The organism is Aquimarina sp. MAR_2010_214, assembly GCF_002846555.1.
GTDB lineage: Bacteria > Bacteroidota > Bacteroidia > Flavobacteriales > Flavobacteriaceae > Aquimarina.
The window spans coordinates 5,220,374-5,236,829 of sequence record NZ_PJMS01000001.1 but is presented as its reverse complement, the minus strand read 5'-3'; the positions used below and the strand labels follow the sequence as shown (position 1 = coordinate 5,236,829).

Annotated in this window: 16 protein-coding genes and 2 tRNA genes; 7 read left to right on the top strand and 11 right to left on the bottom strand. The window is 33.0% G+C overall.

Annotation, left to right across the window (positions count from 1 at the left end; translation table 11 throughout):
• Positions 1 to 24: 24 nt before the first annotated feature.
• The 4 genes from proS (at position 25) to rpsT (ending at position 2,072) form a co-directional block, all read left to right on the top strand.
• Positions 25 to 1,503, top strand: coding sequence for a proline--tRNA ligase (proS, locus tag ATE84_RS22470; RefSeq protein WP_101450074.1), 1,479 nt, complete (start codon positions 25 to 27; stop codon positions 1,501 to 1,503).
• Between the two features lie 75 nt (positions 1,504 to 1,578).
• Positions 1,579 to 1,650 (top strand) — tRNA-Glu (locus ATE84_RS22465).
• A gap of 67 nt (positions 1,651 to 1,717) precedes the next feature.
• Positions 1,718 to 1,789, top strand: a tRNA-Glu gene (locus tag ATE84_RS22460).
• Between the two features lie 34 nt (positions 1,790 to 1,823).
• A complete protein-coding gene (rpsT, locus tag ATE84_RS22455; protein WP_101450073.1) occupies positions 1,824 to 2,072 on the top strand; it encodes a 30S ribosomal protein S20 in 249 nt (82 codons plus the stop codon).
• A 126-nt stretch (positions 2,073 to 2,198) separates the two neighbouring features.
• Here rpsT and ATE84_RS22450 read toward each other — a convergent pair whose 3' ends face one another.
• The 3 genes from ATE84_RS22450 to ATE84_RS22440 form a co-directional block, all read right to left on the bottom strand.
• Complete coding sequence (locus ATE84_RS22450) at positions 2,199 to 3,440, bottom strand: glycosyltransferase family 4 protein (protein ID WP_101450072.1); 1,242 nt, start codon at positions 3,438 to 3,440, stop codon at positions 2,199 to 2,201.
• A gap of 63 nt (positions 3,441 to 3,503) precedes the next feature.
• Positions 3,504 to 4,280: a zinc ribbon domain-containing protein gene (locus tag ATE84_RS22445; protein ID WP_101450071.1), complete on the bottom strand. Its 777-nt coding sequence runs from the start codon at positions 4,278 to 4,280 to the stop codon at positions 3,504 to 3,506.
• 3 nt (positions 4,281 to 4,283) lie between these two features.
• Positions 4,284 to 5,378, bottom strand: coding sequence for a Nif3-like dinuclear metal center hexameric protein (locus tag ATE84_RS22440; protein ID WP_101450070.1), 1,095 nt, complete (start codon positions 5,376 to 5,378; stop codon positions 4,284 to 4,286).
• Between the two features lie 105 nt (positions 5,379 to 5,483).
• Here ATE84_RS22440 and lpxK point away from each other — a divergent pair, with 105 nt between their 5' ends.
• On the top strand, positions 5,484 to 6,494 hold the full coding sequence (gene lpxK, locus ATE84_RS22435) for a tetraacyldisaccharide 4'-kinase (RefSeq protein ID WP_101450069.1): 1,011 nt from the start codon (positions 5,484 to 5,486) through the stop codon (positions 6,492 to 6,494).
• Positions 6,495 to 6,585: 91 nt separating this feature from the next.
• Here lpxK and ATE84_RS22430 read toward each other — a convergent pair whose 3' ends face one another.
• The 3 genes from ATE84_RS22430 to lipA all read right to left on the bottom strand — a co-directional run bounded on the left by ATE84_RS22430 (position 6,586) and on the right by lipA (position 10,738).
• The gene (locus tag ATE84_RS22430) at positions 6,586 to 8,712 is read right to left on the bottom strand and encodes a response regulator (RefSeq protein ID WP_101451195.1); all 2,127 of its coding nucleotides are present in this window, start codon (positions 8,710 to 8,712) and stop codon (positions 6,586 to 6,588) included.
• A 126-nt stretch (positions 8,713 to 8,838) separates the two neighbouring features.
• A complete protein-coding gene (gene gap / locus ATE84_RS22425; RefSeq protein WP_101450068.1) occupies positions 8,839 to 9,843 on the bottom strand; it encodes a type I glyceraldehyde-3-phosphate dehydrogenase in 1,005 nt (334 codons plus the stop codon).
• Between the two features lie 22 nt (positions 9,844 to 9,865).
• Positions 9,866 to 10,738 (bottom strand): lipoyl synthase, encoded by an 873-nt coding sequence (gene lipA / locus ATE84_RS22420; RefSeq protein ID WP_101450067.1) that lies wholly within the window; start codon positions 10,736 to 10,738, stop codon positions 9,866 to 9,868.
• A gap of 224 nt (positions 10,739 to 10,962) precedes the next feature.
• Here lipA and ATE84_RS22415 point away from each other — a divergent pair, with 224 nt between their 5' ends.
• The gene (locus ATE84_RS22415) at positions 10,963 to 11,244 is read left to right on the top strand and encodes a hypothetical protein (RefSeq protein WP_101450066.1); all 282 of its coding nucleotides are present in this window, start codon (positions 10,963 to 10,965) and stop codon (positions 11,242 to 11,244) included.
• A gap of 14 nt (positions 11,245 to 11,258) precedes the next feature.
• On the opposite strand, the gene ATE84_RS22410 is transcribed toward ATE84_RS22415, so the two are convergent.
• The 4 genes from ATE84_RS22410 to ATE84_RS22395 all read right to left on the bottom strand — a co-directional run bounded on the left by ATE84_RS22410 (position 11,259) and on the right by ATE84_RS22395 (position 14,468).
• Entirely contained in the window at positions 11,259 to 11,831 is a 573-nt protein-coding gene (locus ATE84_RS22410) for an RNA polymerase sigma factor (protein ID WP_233195875.1), read from the bottom strand.
• Between the two features lie 38 nt (positions 11,832 to 11,869).
• Positions 11,870 to 12,076, bottom strand: a complete 207-nt coding sequence (locus tag ATE84_RS22405) for a membrane or secreted protein (RefSeq protein ID WP_101450065.1) — start codon at positions 12,074 to 12,076, stop codon at positions 11,870 to 11,872.
• Between the two features lie 188 nt (positions 12,077 to 12,264).
• A complete protein-coding gene (gene murB / locus ATE84_RS22400; RefSeq protein ID WP_101450064.1) occupies positions 12,265 to 13,278 on the bottom strand; it encodes a UDP-N-acetylmuramate dehydrogenase in 1,014 nt (337 codons plus the stop codon).
• A complete protein-coding gene (locus tag ATE84_RS22395) occupies positions 13,275 to 14,468 on the bottom strand; it encodes a pyridoxal phosphate-dependent aminotransferase (protein WP_101450063.1) in 1,194 nt (397 codons plus the stop codon). The genes murB and ATE84_RS22395 overlap by 4 nt, the downstream gene beginning before the upstream one ends.
• 105 nt (positions 14,469 to 14,573) lie before the next feature.
• Between ATE84_RS22395 and ATE84_RS22390 the strand changes: the two genes are divergently transcribed.
• The gene (locus ATE84_RS22390; protein WP_101450062.1) at positions 14,574 to 15,923 is read left to right on the top strand and encodes an aspartyl protease family protein; all 1,350 of its coding nucleotides are present in this window, start codon (positions 14,574 to 14,576) and stop codon (positions 15,921 to 15,923) included.
• Between the two features lie 57 nt (positions 15,924 to 15,980).
• On the opposite strand, the gene ATE84_RS22385 is transcribed toward ATE84_RS22390, so the two are convergent.
• Complete coding sequence (locus ATE84_RS22385; protein ID WP_101450061.1) at positions 15,981 to 16,385, bottom strand: DUF1573 domain-containing protein; 405 nt, start codon at positions 16,383 to 16,385, stop codon at positions 15,981 to 15,983.
• Between the last annotated feature and the right edge of the window lie 71 nt (positions 16,386 to 16,456).

Here is a 16,456-nt window from a genome sequence, read left to right as displayed (position 1 = left end):
AACATTTGTGCCAAATAGAAGCTTATGAGTAAGAATTTAACAAAGCGTAGTGAAGATTATTCAAAATGGTATAATGAATTAGTCGTTAAGGCTGACTTGGCCGAGAATTCGGCAGTAAGAGGATGTATGGTGATTAAGCCGTACGGTTATGCTATTTGGGAAAAGATGCAGGCAGAATTGGACAAGAAATTTAAAGAAACGGGGCATCAAAATGCTTATTTTCCATTATTTGTGCCTAAAAGTTTGTTTGAAGCAGAAGAAAAGAATGCAGAAGGATTTGCCAAAGAATGTGCAGTAGTTACTCATTATAGATTAAAAACTGATCCTGAAGACAGTTCTAAGCTGATTGTGGATCCTAAAGCTAAGTTAGAAGAAGAGTTGATTGTACGCCCAACTTCTGAAGCTATTATTTGGAATACGTATAAAGGATGGATACAGTCATATAGGGATTTACCTCTTTTGGTTAATCAGTGGGCTAATGTAGTACGGTGGGAGATGCGAACCAGATTATTTCTCCGTACTGCAGAGTTTTTATGGCAAGAAGGTCATACAGCTCATGCGACAAGACAAGAGGCAATTGCTGAAACAGAGCAAATGAATAATGTGTATGCAGATTTTGCAGAGCAATTTATGGCTATTCCGGTAATAAGAGGAAGAAAAACAGAGAGTGAGCGTTTTGCAGGAGCAGAAGATACATATTGTATTGAGGCGCTAATGCAGGATGGGAAAGCATTACAAGCAGGTACTTCACACTTCTTAGGGCAGAATTTTGCAAAAGCTTTTGATGTGAAATTTACTTCAAAAGAAGGTAAGTTGGATTATGTTTGGGCGACTTCGTGGGGAGTTTCTACCCGTTTGATGGGGGCTCTAATTATGACTCATAGTGATGATAATGGTTTGGTGTTGCCACCAAATTTGGCTCCTATTCAGGTAGTGATTGTTCCTATATATAAAGGAGAAGAGCAGTTAAATCAAATTTCTGAAGTTGCTAATAAACTAGTTTCCGATTTAAGATCTAAAGGGGTTTCTGTTAAGTTTGATAATAGAGATACACATAGGCCTGGAGCTAAATTTGCTCAATATGAATTACAAGGAGTACCTCTTAGGATTGCAATTGGGCCTAAAGACTTAGAAAAAGGAACTGTAGAACTTGCTCGTCGAGATACATTGACAAAACAATTTGTTTCTAAAGATGAAGTGGTAACAACTATAGAATCGTTACTTGTAGAAATTCAGGAAAGTTTGCATCAAAAAGCAACTCAATATAGAGATGAACATATTACAGAAGTGAATTCTTTTGATGAATTTAAAGATGTTTTGGAAAATAAAGGAGGGTTTATTTCGGCGCATTGGGATGGTTCTGCAGAAACAGAACAAAAGATAAAGGAGCTTACAAAGGCTACAATACGGTGTATTCCTTTTGATGCAAAAGAAGAAGATGGGGACTGTGTGTATAGTGGTAAACCATCAAAAATCAGGGTGTTATTTGCTAAGGCATATTAAGTTTTAGAAAAAAATAAAATAACACTTGCAGCATTAAAAAATAGTTGTATTTTTGCATCCGCAATTAGACAACATGGCCCGTTCGTCTATCGGCTAGGACGCCAGGTTTTCATCCTGGTAAGAGGGGTTCGATTCCCCTACGGGCTACGATAATGAAATTAATTGCAAATTTAAAGTGAAAGCTATAAATTTGCAATCCTTGAAAAGGGAAAATGGCCCGTTCGTCTATCGGCTAGGACGCCAGGTTTTCATCCTGGTAAGAGGGGTTCGATTCCCCTACGGGCTACAAATTTTATAGTAAGAAATTTAATAGAAGAGAGATGGCAAATCATAAGTCAGCATTAAAGAGAATTAGAAGTAACGAGACAAAGCGTCTTAGAAATAGATATCAGCATAAAACGACACGTAATGCTATAAAGAAATTACGTGAGTCTGATAAGAAAGAAGCAGAAACTTTGTTTCCTACAGTTATTTCTATGCTTGATAAGTTAGCTAAGAATAATGTTATTCATAAGAATAAAGCTGCTAACTTGAAATCGCAATTAGCAAAACACGTAGCTGCTCTTTAGGTAGTACGTTTTTTTATGTAATATATAAGCTTTTCCATAATATGGAAAGGCTTTTTTATTTTTTAAATAGAAATCAAAATATAGGTGTAGTGTGAGTGTGTTAATTGTTGTTAAAGGATTACTATTTTATTTACTTCTATTTTTTTCTTCTATCCATCGAGACATGAATTCGGTACTTCGTAGTGTGTGATGCTGAAGTAAGTTGCCTATAAAGTTTTCGGTACGATGTTTATTCAGGTTTTTTTGAAGTTTAGAAACCTGATTCAGGAATGAATTACAGAAGATTTTTTCCTGAAATCGCGTATTTATGATTTCTATTCCGTTTTGTTGTGATTGTTGCCAGAGACTTTCGTTGTTGTATAACCTTACGGCTGCTTTGGCAAATTTTGAAGGGTCGTCAATTACGAAGCCGCTCCAATCGGATTCCTCATCTAGCATTCCTTCTGCTCCAATAGTGGTTGTTATGCTTGGGGTGCCACAAAGCATAGCTTCTGCAAGTTTTCCTTTAATTCCCGCTCCAAATCGTAATGGAGCAAGACAGATACGTGCTTGTGACATTATTTCTTTTGCATTTTTTGTCCACCCCTTGATATAAAACCCTTCTTTAGGGTTGTGTAGTTGTGTTGCTTTAGGAGGAGGGTATGCTCCGTAAATATGTAGTTCTGTTTCTGGAAGTTCTTTTCTGATTAATGGCCAGATGATCTTTTTAAGGTATAATATGCTGTTCCAGTTGGGTTCATGACGAAAGTTTCCTATCGTAACAAAGTGTTTTCTGTTTTTGTATTCTGGCCATCTTTTTTTTGTCTCTGCAGTAATAGGTTTAAATAGGAATGGTAGGTAGAATAATAGATTCTTGTCTATTTTAAAGGTTTCTTTAAGAAGTTTTATTTCAAAATCAGAGATAATTAGAGAAAGGTCACATCGATAGATACTTGCGATCTCCCGTTTTGTAATGTCATTATGTAAAAGATCGTCATTACTAAAAGTAGTATCGCTTTTAAATGATTCTTGCCGAGTTTTTCTAAGGCTATGTAGATCTTCTGTATTTAGTATTTTTAATGCATTGGGACAATGTTTTGTAACTCTCCATCCAAATTGTTCTTCTGTGATAAATCGATCAAATATCACTATGTCTGGTTGTTGTTCTGTGATGAAATCGTCAAAACTGGAGCTGTTGAGTTCTATTGCAGCTTTAGAGATGTTTATGTTTTCAAGGCTAATCATGTGCTCTGTTTCTGCTGCAGGACTGGCGAAGGTAATTTTCCAATTTTGAGCCGTAAATAGTGCTATAAGTTGCATCATTCTGCTTCCTGCTGCAGAAGAATTGGGTTCTGGCCAAACAAAGCCTATAATGAGGATGTGATTCATTGTTTGTGCAATCAAAAAAGCCTCAGTAAAACTGAGGCTGTGTATTATTTAACTATCTTTTTGCTATAATTTTGCAAAAAGTGCGTTCATTTTCTCTTTTTCTTCTTTTGCAAGTTCTTGATCAACTAAAATTCGACCACTGTGCTCATCTGTAATGATTTTCTTGCGAGAAGCAATTTCCATCTGTACTTGAGGTGGAATGGTAAAGAATGATCCTCCAGAAGCGCCACGTTCAATTGGTACAACAGCAAGTCCATTTTTTACATTGCTACGTATTCTTTTGTAAGCACTAATTAAGCGATCTTCGATTTCTTTTTGGTAATCTTCAGATTTAGAAATTAAAGCTTGCTCTTCTTTTTCAGTTTCAGCTAAAATAGCATCAAGCTCTCCTTTTTTATGAGAAAGGTGTGAGTTACGTTCGCTAAGTTTTGTCTTAGTCTGATCGATGATTTCGTTTTTTTGAACAATCTGAACTTTATGTTCTTTGATATGTTTTTCTGCTAATTGAATTTCTAATTCTTGAAATTCAATTTCCTTACTCAACGAATTGTATTCACGGTTATTACGAACATTTTTTTGCTGTTCTCCGTATTTTTTGATCAGTGCTTTAGCTTCTTCAATTAGATTTTTCTTGCTCTTAGTACCTTCATCGATAGCCTTAAGATCATTGTTTAGCTTTTCTAATCTTTTGTTTAATCCGGCTACTTCATCTTCTAGATCTTCAACTTCTAAAGGTAATTCTCCGCGTACGTTTCTGATCTCATCAACTCTAGAGTCTATTAATTGCAAGTCATATAAAGCTCTTAATTTTTGCTCAACAGTAACTTCTTTCTTTGCCATATTTTATATGTATTGAATAGGATTGGTATTTTTATCCGATAAAATGATTGCAAAATTACTGATTTTTTTTCTAAGATAACTAACAATTAAGTTTTTTGTGTATTGTTCGCTCTCATAATGACCGATATCAGCCAATATTAATCTTCCTTCTGCTTCATAGAATTGATGATATTTTAAATCTGCGGTGATAAAAATATCTGCACCTGCACGATGTGCGTTGGCAATAGCAAAACTACCGCTACCTCCCAAAACTGCTACTTTTTTGATGGGTTTGTTTAACAATTCTGAGTGTCTTACACACCCGGTTTTGAAAACATTTTTGATGTGTTTTAAAAAATCTAGCTCTTCTATTGGGTTTGGTAATTCTCCAATCATGCCCATCCCAATATTTTGATTTTTATTTTCGAGAGTAGTGATTTCATAGGCGACTTCTTCATAAGAATGATTCTCAAAAAGTGTTTTAAGGATTTTGCCTTCACAATGTTTGGGGTATGTAACCTGAATCTGAGTTTCTTTTTCGTGATGTGTTTTTCCGATTTCACCAATCGTTGGATTTGCAGTATCAGAGGCTCTAAATGTTCCTGTTCCTTCTGATGAAAAACTACAATTATCATAATTGCCAATGGAGCCCGCTCCTGCTTCAAATAGTTTATTGCGTAGTACTTCGGCTTCAGCAATAGGAGCGAAGGTGACCAGTTTTTTAATATTTCCGCTTTGCGGAATGAGAATTTTACGATTCATAAGCCCTAATTGCTCACATATCATATCGTTTACACCATATGTCGAATTGTCTAACGCAGTATGAATGGCAAAAATGGCAATATCATTTTTGATAGCTTTCATTATTACTCGTTCTACATAGTTGCTGCCATTAAACTTTTTGAGCCCCTTAAATACAATGGGATGAAAGCTTATAATCAAATTACAATTGTTTTCTATAGCTTCATCTACTATATTTTCTAGAGTATCCAGAGTCACCAGAATTCCTGTCACCACAGTATCGGGACTACCCACCAATAAACCAACATTATCAAAATCTTCTGCGTATGCTATTGGAGCTAAAGTTTCAAGATGCTGTATAACCTCTTTTATTTGCATTATAATATGTTTTTGAATAAAAATTGAATGTAAAAAAACTTTTATCAATAATCAAAGTTTCGTTTTATACTTTTGTTGTTGTGATATATTGAAAATTTTAAACGTGTGAATTTACTGCGAAAAATACTTTTACCTTTTGTCCCTTTTTATTACCTGGTTACTTGGTTGAGAAATAAATTGTATGATTTTGGGATTAAAAAATCTATGACATATGATTTTCCAATACTAGTAGTGGGTAATCTTAGTGTAGGAGGAACCGGTAAATCACCGATGGTGGAATATTTAGTGACTTTGCTTAAAGATAGGGTGTCCTTAGCGACACTAAGTAGAGGGTATAAAAGAGAAACCAAAGGTTTTAAGTTAGTCACAGCTTCTTCTACCGCAAAAGAAGTAGGGGATGAACCGCTTCAGTTTAAAAGAAAATTTACAGATGTTATTGTGGCTGTAGATGCAGATCGACGTAATGGAATTTCTAATTTAAGATCATTAACAAATAAGCCTGATGTGATTTTATTGGATGATGCATATCAACATCGGAAGGTAAAAGCAGGATTTTATATTTTGCTTACTGCATATTATGATCTCTACTGTAATGATATTGTCTTACCTACAGGAAACTTAAGAGAGCCAAAAAAGGGAGCTGATCGAGCAGATATTATTGTAGTTACAAAATGCCCTGATTCATTATCTTTTGAAGAAAAGAAAAGAATTACTGATAAACTTGCGATCAATCGCAATCAGGAGTTGTTTTTTACGACTATTGATTATGGAAGTGATATTGTGAATATTTCTGAAACAAAACCAATCAAATCCTTGCAAAATATTCATTTTACTTTAGTGACGGGTATTGCTAATCCTACTCCTTTATTGGATCATTATACTTCTTTAGGACTAAAATTTGATCATATTGGTTTTCCTGATCATCATAATTTTACCAATGCCGAATTGAAGAAATTAAATGATCTTGAATTTATTATTACTACAGAAAAAGATTATGTGAGGTTGGCTTCGGATATTTCTGAAAAGAAATTATGGTATCAGCCAATAGAAGTAAGATTTGTAGGAGAAACTGCTTCTTTTGATAATAAAATAGTAAAGTTTATTGAAAAAAAATAAGACTTTATTTAGAGATAGAACCTTATTTCTTGATTCTGGAGTCTATAATTTATAAACTCGGTTAATCTTTCTTAAAAACCTTACCAAATCACTAAGCTGTGGTTTGTTTTTCTACTAATGCTTTATGAAGTTTTGTAAAAAATTCTTCAGTTTTATATGGTTTTGGTATGATGTCATTGAACCCGTTATCATAGAATTCATCCAGGTTATCATCAAGAGTAACTGCTGTTAATGCTATAATTGGAATTTCTTTATTGAATTTTCTAATTTGTTTTGTAGCTTCGATTCCACTGATTCCTGGCATATGAATATCCATAAGAATGAGGTCAAAGGCGTTTTCTTTTGTTTTATTTACTGCAATATCACCATTATCAGCAACATCACATTTGATTTTGTTCTTTTCTAAGATTTTTCTTGTAATTAGCTGATTGATTTTATTGTCTTCTACCACCAGTATGTGCTTATCGATCATTACACTGTAATCAATATTTTTAGCTTCTTCAGTATAATTGGTGCTTTTGTCTTCAAAAATCTCAAATTTAAGATTAAATAAAAATTTTGATCCTTTACCTAATTTGCTTTCTAGTTTAATTTCACTGTCCATTAAGGATAATAAATTTTTTACTATTGATAGTCCTAGGCCTGTACCACCAAATTTTCTGTTTATTTGTACAGAACCTTGAGTAAAGTTTTCAAAAATACTAAGTTGCTTCTTTTCTGATATTCCTACTCCATTATCTTCAATTTCAAAACTAAGTAAGATTTTATTTTCAACCTGATTAATTGGTTTTACCCGTATCCAAATATCTCCATTCTGTGTAAATTTTATAGAATTTCCGATAAGGTTGATTAAGACCTGAGATACTTTTAGAGGGTCTCCTTTAAGTTTAGCCGGGATGGATTCGTCAAATTCATAATGTAAATTATTCTTTCTGTCTTTGGCAGATTTGCCTAGGGCTATTAATACATCATTTATTCGTTTTTTTAGATTAAATGATGTGCTCTCCAGTTCTACTTTGTTAGCTTCAAGTTTATTGAGGTCCAGAATATTATTAATTAGAGATAAGAGATATTCTCCAGAAAATTTGAGAGAGTTAAGATGTTCTTTTTGGTTGGGGGTAGGGCTTTCTTCGAGTAACAGATGTGTTAATCCTGTAACAGCATATAGTGGTGTTCTTAACTCGTGTGTTATCGTAGAAAGGAATTGAACTTTGGCCTCGCTGGCTCTTTCGGCATTCTCTTTTGCTAGTATAAGCTCTGTGTTCTTGTTTTGTAATAATTCGTTTGCTCTGGCTCTTAGGTTATTGTTTTTATATAAAGAAAGAGTCAGAAGGGATAGTATTGTTATTAAAGCAATGCTTAGTATCGTCGTAAGTCGTCCTAGTTTTAGAGATTTTTGTTGTTGTATGTTTTCTTCTGTTAATTCTTCTATAAGAACATTGTTTTCGTTTAGATTTAATTTGGCACCTGCTTCTTGAGCTATAATTTCTTTGTTGGTGTTGAAAAGAGCGTCTTTTATTTTTTCGTGTGCTCTAAGGTTGACAAGGGAAGCAGGATAATCTTCTTTTCGTTCATAGATTTGACTATACAGTTCAAAGCATTCTGATCGTATTTCTTCATACCCCATATCTTTACCAATTTGCATGGCCAAATCATTGGTTTTCATGGCCTCATCAGGTTGGTTTATCAGTAATTGTGCTCTAGCTTTATTGGTGTAGAGTTTTGCTTTAAAATAATACTGATCAAATGAATTTATGATAGGAAGCCCGCTATTAAAGTGTTGTATAGCTAACTCGGGCTTTTGTTGAGCAAGAGCTAAAAGTCCAAGATTTAATTTTATAGGTCCTTCCTGGCTTTTGAAATCATTTTTTTTGGCTATTCTAAATGCATCTTCAAGGAATTTTAATGCTGTTTTAAATTTTTTAAGCTTTGTGGCAATTGACCCATATATAGTATATGAAGAAACAAGCATGAATTCATCATTGGTTTCATCCTGAAAAGCAATAGCATCAAGAATCTGTTCTTCAGCTTTTTTTAAATCTCCCAATTCCCGATATAGCTTAGCTAATACCATATTGGTTTTTGCTATATAGGTTTTGTCTTGTTGTTGTAAAGCAAGCTCCTTTGCGTTGATAATATTAGAAAGTGCAGGTTCTAATCTTGTTTGGTCAATAGATTGTGAAGCATTTACCAAATAACTCTCAATAGAGTCGCTCATTTGATTGTTTTCTGAGAGCTCAGTCGTCTGTGCAGAACCAAAAAAACAACAAATAAGTAAAAATCGCGCTATAGAATATTTGATTTGGGTTGGCATTTTTCCTCTGAAATATCTCAACTAAGATAGTTATTTCTTACAAATGTTAATAATTAAATCAATTATTCTATTACTATACCCTATTTCATTATCGTACCAACCTATGATTTTTACCATTTTTCCGATCACAGAAGTCATTAAAGAATCAAATGTACAAGAGTACGGATTGCCAAGTATATCAACAGATACGATTGGATCTTCTGTGTATGATAAAATACCTTTTAGGCTAGTTTGAGATGCTCTTTTAAATTCATCGTTAATTTCTTGAATAGAAGTCTGTCTTTTAACGTTAAAGGTGATATCTGTGAGTGATCCATTTGGAACTGGGACTCTGATACCACATCCTCCTATCACTTCACTTAACTCAGGGAAAATTTTTGTTAATGCTTTTGCTGCACCTGTTGTTGTGGGAACTATAGATTGACTTGCAGCTCGTGCCCGTCTTAAATCTCTATGAGGTTGATCATGTAAACTTTGATCGGTAGTGTAACTGTGTACAGTAGTGATATAGGCTTGTTCAATCCCGCATAAGTCATTGATAACCTTGATCATGGGGGCTGCATTGTTTGTGGTGCAAGAAGCATTAGACAGGATGGTTTCTGATCCATCAAGAATGTGGTCATTTACACCCATGACAATAGTTTTTATACTGTCTTCTATAGAAGGAGCAGATAGAATAACTCTTTTTGCTCCAGCCTTCAAATGTTTTTCAGCATCAGGTCTGGTTTTAAATTTTCCTGTTGATTCGACAACAATATCTACATCATATTTTTTCCAGTTGCAACGTTCTGGATCCTTTTCATTTAGCAGAGGTATTGATGTACCTTGAACTATAATATGATCTTTGGTATGAGCTATTTCAAAAGATAAAACACCATGTATACTGTCATATTTAAGGAGGTGACTTAAGGTTTTTGAGTCGGCGAGGTCGTTTATTGCTACAACTTGTATATTATGGTGATTGATTAGTAACCTGAATAAGTTACGGCCGATTCTTCCAAAACCGTTAATAGCTATTCTAATAGGTGTATTCATTAAATCCTTACTGCTTTTTGGATTAAGTTAAATGCTTTTGTGCCTTATATGAAGATCTAACCAAAGCGCTACTTTCTACGTGTCTGAATCCCATTTCTAAACCTATTTCTTCATATTTTTTAAACTGATCCGGAGTTATAAATTCTTTTACAGGAAGATGTTTTTTACTTGGTTGTAGATATTGTCCTATAGTAACAATGTCTAGACCTACTGTTCTAAGGTCACTTAATGTTTGTATAACTTCTTCTTCTTTTTCTCCTAATCCTAACATAACGCCACTTTTTGTACGTTTAATACCATTTTCTTTAAGGTATTTTAATACTTGTAAGCTTTGCTCGTATTTGGCCTGGATACGAACTTCTCGAGTTAACCTCTTTACAGTTTCCATATTATGAGAAACTACTTCTGGTTTTACTGCAATAATTCTATCTATGTTTTTTGTTTTTCCTTGAAAATCAGGGATTAATGTTTCTAATGTGGTTTCTGGGTTCATTCTACGAATAGCCTGAATAGTTTCTGCCCAGATAATTGATCCACCATCTAATAAATCATCTCTATCTACAGATGTAACAACAGCATGTTTTATATTCATCAATTTTATAGATCGAGCAACTTTTTCGGGTTCTTCCCAATCTACAGTTTCGGGTCTTCCGGTTTTAACACCACAAAAACCACAGGAACGTGTACATATATTGCCTAATATCATAAAAGTAGCAGTCCCTTCACTCCAGCATTCTCCCATATTTGGGCAGCTTCCCGAAGTACAGATGGTATGTAAATTGTATTTGTCTACTAATCCTCGAAGTTCTGTATACTTCTTTCCCGTAGGAAGTTTAACACGTAACCATTTTGGTTTTCCTTTAGGAGGTGCTACGCTAGCAACATTGTTATTCATACAAGCAATATTTTTAGCAAAAATACAAAGAAAGCTTAGATTAAAATGAAGTTTTGAATAAAGTTAACGCATCATTGTGCTAAGTGTCTTAATTAAAAAGAAGAAGTATATTGTTAAGCTACCTCATAGTATAGGAAACAAGAGACTATGTTTTCTAAGTATTTATCTTTACAGAAAAACCATATTCGGCTAAAGTCTTAACATCAGGTTAAAATTAAGTTAATGTGAAATTTTTTTTGAATTTGACAGTTATCTTTTTTGATAAAGAGAAAATCATGCCCGAAGAATTGGTAAGTCTTAAAAAAACAAAAAACAATCGAAAGCGTGTAGAAAAATGGTTGCTTAATAACCAGAGATATATTAATATCACTGCAATAGAAAAAGAGATTTCTGCACCAAAAGGATTGATACAAAAGTTTGTAAAATACGATAAGAAAATTAACGACAAGTGGATTGACCCATTGTATAGTGTTATCAAAAGGTTTACTTCTTTTACCTTGCGATAGTTTTTGTTTGCAAATTAATGTTTTGCATTCGTAATTATTTCAGAAAGTAATTTTCTAGCTCTCAATAACTTTACTTTGACATTGTTTATAGGTTCATTGAGGTGATCAGCAATTTCTTTATAACTCAATTCCTGAAAATATCTTAAGTTAATTACTTTCTGGTAATTAGGTTTTAATTGTTTAATATAAAGGAGTAATTGGGCTAAATTTTGCTCAGTAATTAGTTTGTCTTCTGGAGTTGGATTATGATCGATGATTTTATATACAGCATCATCTACTTGCGTTGTAGTTTTGGATTGGATTGATGCATTTTTTTTTCGTAGTAGGTCTATGTGAATATTTTTTGAAATCTGAATCAACCATGTTTTAAAGTTATATTCTTCTTTAAATGTATTGATTTTATCAAATGCTCGAGAAAAACTTTGTATAGTAATGTCTTCAGCTTCGTACTCGTCTTGAGTTTTTTTTAACTGAAAATTGTAAACATCATTCCAAAAAGTATCTAAAAGATAATTAAAAGATGTTTGCTTCCCTTCTTTAGCTTTTTTAATATGATCTTCTAAAAGGATAAGATTTTCTTTTTTCAATGCATTGATTTTGAGTGGAATTGATAGTGGGTAGAGAGTTATTCAGTATGTTTTTCTTCAGTACAGTTAGAAAACTGATCAGGAGTTTTGCCGCAAAAAGAACAAGATTCTCCTTCTTTGTTTAAAAATGGACTTTGACTAGCACATGTTCCAGCAAATTTACCATCTTTTTTTGCCCATAATTTAATTGCGATACCACCAAATGCTAATAGTAGTAAACCAATTGTAAGTAATAAAAGCTTCATAATTATATAAAAATCAAATTTATTGACAAAGATACAAAGAATGTGTGGCTAAGAAGGTATTAAACAAGAAATTAAGAATAATGTGTTAATCCGTGAAAGATATTTGTCTTATTCTATCTATTGTTTTATAGAATAATGGATATACTTCTTTTTTGCTTAGAGGTAGATTTAGTGTTTCAATTATTGTGTCATATGATATTAACTTCGGTTTCCAGAAGAATATCAAATTTTTCTTTTATCTCAGTTAAAATCTTTTTGGAAACATTTAAAATTTCATTCCCTGTGGCATTATCATAATTTACTAAAACCAAAGCTTGTTTTTTATGTACCCCAGCATCACCCCAGCGTTTTCCTTTAAATCCGGATTTTTCGATTAACCAGCCTGCCGGAATTTTTATATGTTCTTCATTTATTTTGTAAAAAGGAATGTTAGGATATGTTTTTTGAAGCTTGGTAAAATGATTAATATCAACAACGGGGTTTTTAAAAAAACTCCCACTATTTCCAATTTGCGAGGGGTCAGGGAGTTTACTTTTTCGTATTGCAATCACTGCTTCAGAAACATCTTTAATTGTCGGTTTTGTGATTCCTTGATCGGCCAAAGCGTTTTCTATAGCGCCATAACTTGTATTAAGAATATGTTCTTTTTTGGTTAATCTAAAGGTAACTTTTGTGATTATGTATTCTCCTTTTGCATCATTTTTAAAAATAGAATTGCGATATCCAAATTTGCAATCTTTATTTAAAAAAATATGTTTCTTTCGGGTAGTAATATGAATTGCTTCGCAACTCGTCATTGTATCTTTAAGTTCTACACCATAAGCCCCAATATTTTGAATAGGAGCACTACCAACATATCCAGGGATTAAAGATAAGTTTTCTACCCCGCCATAGTTATTTTTGATGCAATATTGTACAAAATCATGCCAGTTTTCTCCAGCATTTACAGATACAGATACATGCTTTTCAGATGTTTCTGTAACCGCAATTCCTTTAATGGCAATATGTAACACCAACATGTCAAGATTTTCTGTCAACAGCATGTTGCTTCCGCCGCTCAAAATAAAAATTGGATTTTTATTGTTTTTTGCGAGCATAGTATCTAGTTCGGATTCTGATGTAATAGCAGCAAATTCTGAGGCAATGACATCAATTCCGAAAGTGTTATACTTTTTTAAGGATTTGTTATATTCAATTTTCATTGATCATTATATTTTTCAAGGGCTATTTTTAATATTTCAATTGCCTTTTTAAGATCTCTTCGATTTAGAACGTATGCTATTCTTACTTGGTTTTTTCCTTTGTTAAGGCCAGAGTAAAATCCAGAAGCTGGTGCCACCATAACGGTTTGTTTATCTAAATCAAATTCATCTAAAAGCCATTGTGCAAAATGATCAGCATTCTCAATAGGTAATTCAGCAATACAATAAAAAGCTCCTTTGGGAATCCCTACTTTTACTCCTGGTATTTCCTTAAGACCAGCTACAAGGGTATCTCGTCTAGCTTTATATTTAGCAACAGTTTCGGTATAGTATGACTCTGGTGCTTCTAATGCTGCTTCACTAGCAATTTGTGCAAATGTTGGTGGGCTTAGTCTCGCTTGTGCAAATTTCATAGCAGTTTCCATTACACTTTTGTTTTTACTTATCATGCATCCGATACGTGCTCCACACATACTATATCGTTTAGAGACTGAGTCTATAATAATGGCGTATTCATCAAGTTTTTTTTCTTGTAATATAGAATAATGTTCTGAGTTGTCGTATACGAATTCTCGATATACTTCATCAGAAATCAAAAATAAATCATATTTGATAGCAAGCTCAGCTAATTGTTTTATTTCTTCTTTGCTGTAAAGGTAACCTGTAGGATTACCAGGATTACAAATGAGTATAGCTTTGGTTTTTTTTGTAATCAATTTCTCGAACTCTGCAATAGATGGTAAAGCGAATCCGGTTTCTATTTTAGAAATAACAGGAACTACTTTAACGGTAGATTGCGTTGAAAAACTATAATAATTTGCATAAAAAGGTTCTGGTACTATAATCTCATCGCCAGGATCTGTAATACTACCCATGGTAAAAATTAGTGCCTCGCTACCTCCGGTAGTGATCAAAATATCATCAGAGGATACAGTAATATCATGTTTTGCATAATAGTCAGCCAATTTATTTCTGAAACTTTCAAACCCGGCAGAGTGACTATATGCTAGGATATCTAATTTATGGTTTCGTACAGCATCCATAGCTTCAATCGGTGTTTTTATATCTGGTTGACCGATATTTAGATGGTAAATATGTTTACCTTCTTTTGCAGCTTTTTCTGCAAAAGGCACCAATTTTCGAATTGGTGATTCTGGCATAGCTTTACCTTTATGCGATATTATTGGCATCTGATCTGATTTAAAAAAATAAAATAGCGGTAAATTTCTTAAATATTTTAAGAAATTGATGCATACTTGATGTGATTTTTCAACTATTTTTTTATATTTAGACTAATGAAGATTTTATCACTAGATTTTTGCCATTTTCTTAAAAGTAAGATTTCACTACTATTTTTAATCTTTAATATTGCTCTTTTTGCTCAAGAAGACTTCCGGCTACCTACTGGAAAAAAAAGTGATAGGATTAGGTTTGAATTGGCAAATAATCTTATTGTTATTCCTGTTGTTGTAAATGGTGTCGAACTTTCCTTTATTTTAGATACCGGCGTTGGGTCAACTATTATCTTTAGTGTAGATAATAAAAGCTCTTTAGAACTTAAAAATGCTTCAAAAATTCATCTTAGAGGTCTAGGTGATGATGAGCCAGTAGAAGCTATAAAATCAGTTAATAACGAAGTAAAGATAGGTGACGCTACTAGTTCTAATCATAAAATTTACCTGGTTTTAGATGAGTCAATTAATTTTTCTCCCAGAATGGGATTTCCTGTACATGGGATTATAGGTCATGATTTTATTAAAAACTTTGTGTTAGATATTAATTATGCGAAACAATACATAAAAATGCATAATCCAGCATCGTATACATACAAAAAGTGCGGGAAATGCTATCAAACCAAAATTGAATTTTTAGAAAAAAAGAAAAAACCATTTATTGCTGCTAAATATCAGTCAGACAATGGGTTGATTGATATCAATCTTTTGTTAGATTCTGGTTCTGGTTCTTCTCTATGGTTGTTCGAGAACAAAGAAAAAGGGATATACGCTAGTGAAAATTCCTTTAGAGATTTTTTGGGCAAAGGTTTTAGCGGAGATATATACGGTCAAAAAACTAAAATTGAAGAACTTCATATTGGTGATTTTAAAATGAAGGAAGTAACAGCTTCATTTCCAGATTCAATATATATACAAGGAATATCTTTAAATAATAGGCAAGGGTCTCTAGGAGGAAACGTCTTAAGAAGGTTTAATCTTATTTTAGATTACACTAGAAAGAAAATATCTTTTAAAAAGAATAACTTTTTTAATAAACCTTTTCATTATAATATGAGCGGGCTTACTATTCAACATACAGGTTATACAGCAGTAAGAAATTATAAAGAAGAAGATAGAGTATATTTAGGTATAAATAAATTGATAAATCAAAAAACGATTGAACTTACAAACAACTTTATTCTTCAACCTAAATATGAAGTTTTAGATGTTAGGCCTAATTCACCAGCTGATATCGCAGGTTTAAAAAAGGGGGATGTTATTTTGCAGGTAAATGGTAGAAGTGCATATAGATATAAACTTTCTGAATTAAATGATATGTTTTATTTTGAAGAAGGAAGAAAGATTAAGATGCGAGTAGAGCGGTTAGGGATAGAAATAAGCTGCAATTTTTCTCTTAAAAAGGTGATTTAAAAATAAAAAAGGATACTCTAAAGTACCCTTTTTTGTTAATATTATTGTGTGCGAGTTCTAGTTTTTCTTTTCTAAAACACTTTTATCAAGTACAGTTCCTTTAATTTTTATAGCCATCGTAGGAGTATCTCCCGCATTAGATGTTACTGTGATAGTTTTACGAATTGGTCCCACTCTTTTGGTATCATATTTAACTTCGATAACACCAGATTCTCCTGGAGCAATTGGTTGCTCTGGTTTTTTAGGGATGGTGCACCCACAGCTTGAATATACTCTGGAAATGACTAAAGGAGCATTTCCTGTATTTGTAAATTCAAATTTGCGAATACCGTCACTGCCTTTGGCGATTTCACCATAGTCAACAACTTCGGATTTAAATTTTATTTGCGCTTTATCAGTGTCTTGTGCATTTAAAGTTGTGCCAAGAAAACCAATAAATAAAATTATCATTATTTTTTTCATGATGTAGGTTTTTATTAAACGTAAAAGTACTTACTTTTTATTCAACTGCAAAATGATAACAAAAAGTAAGA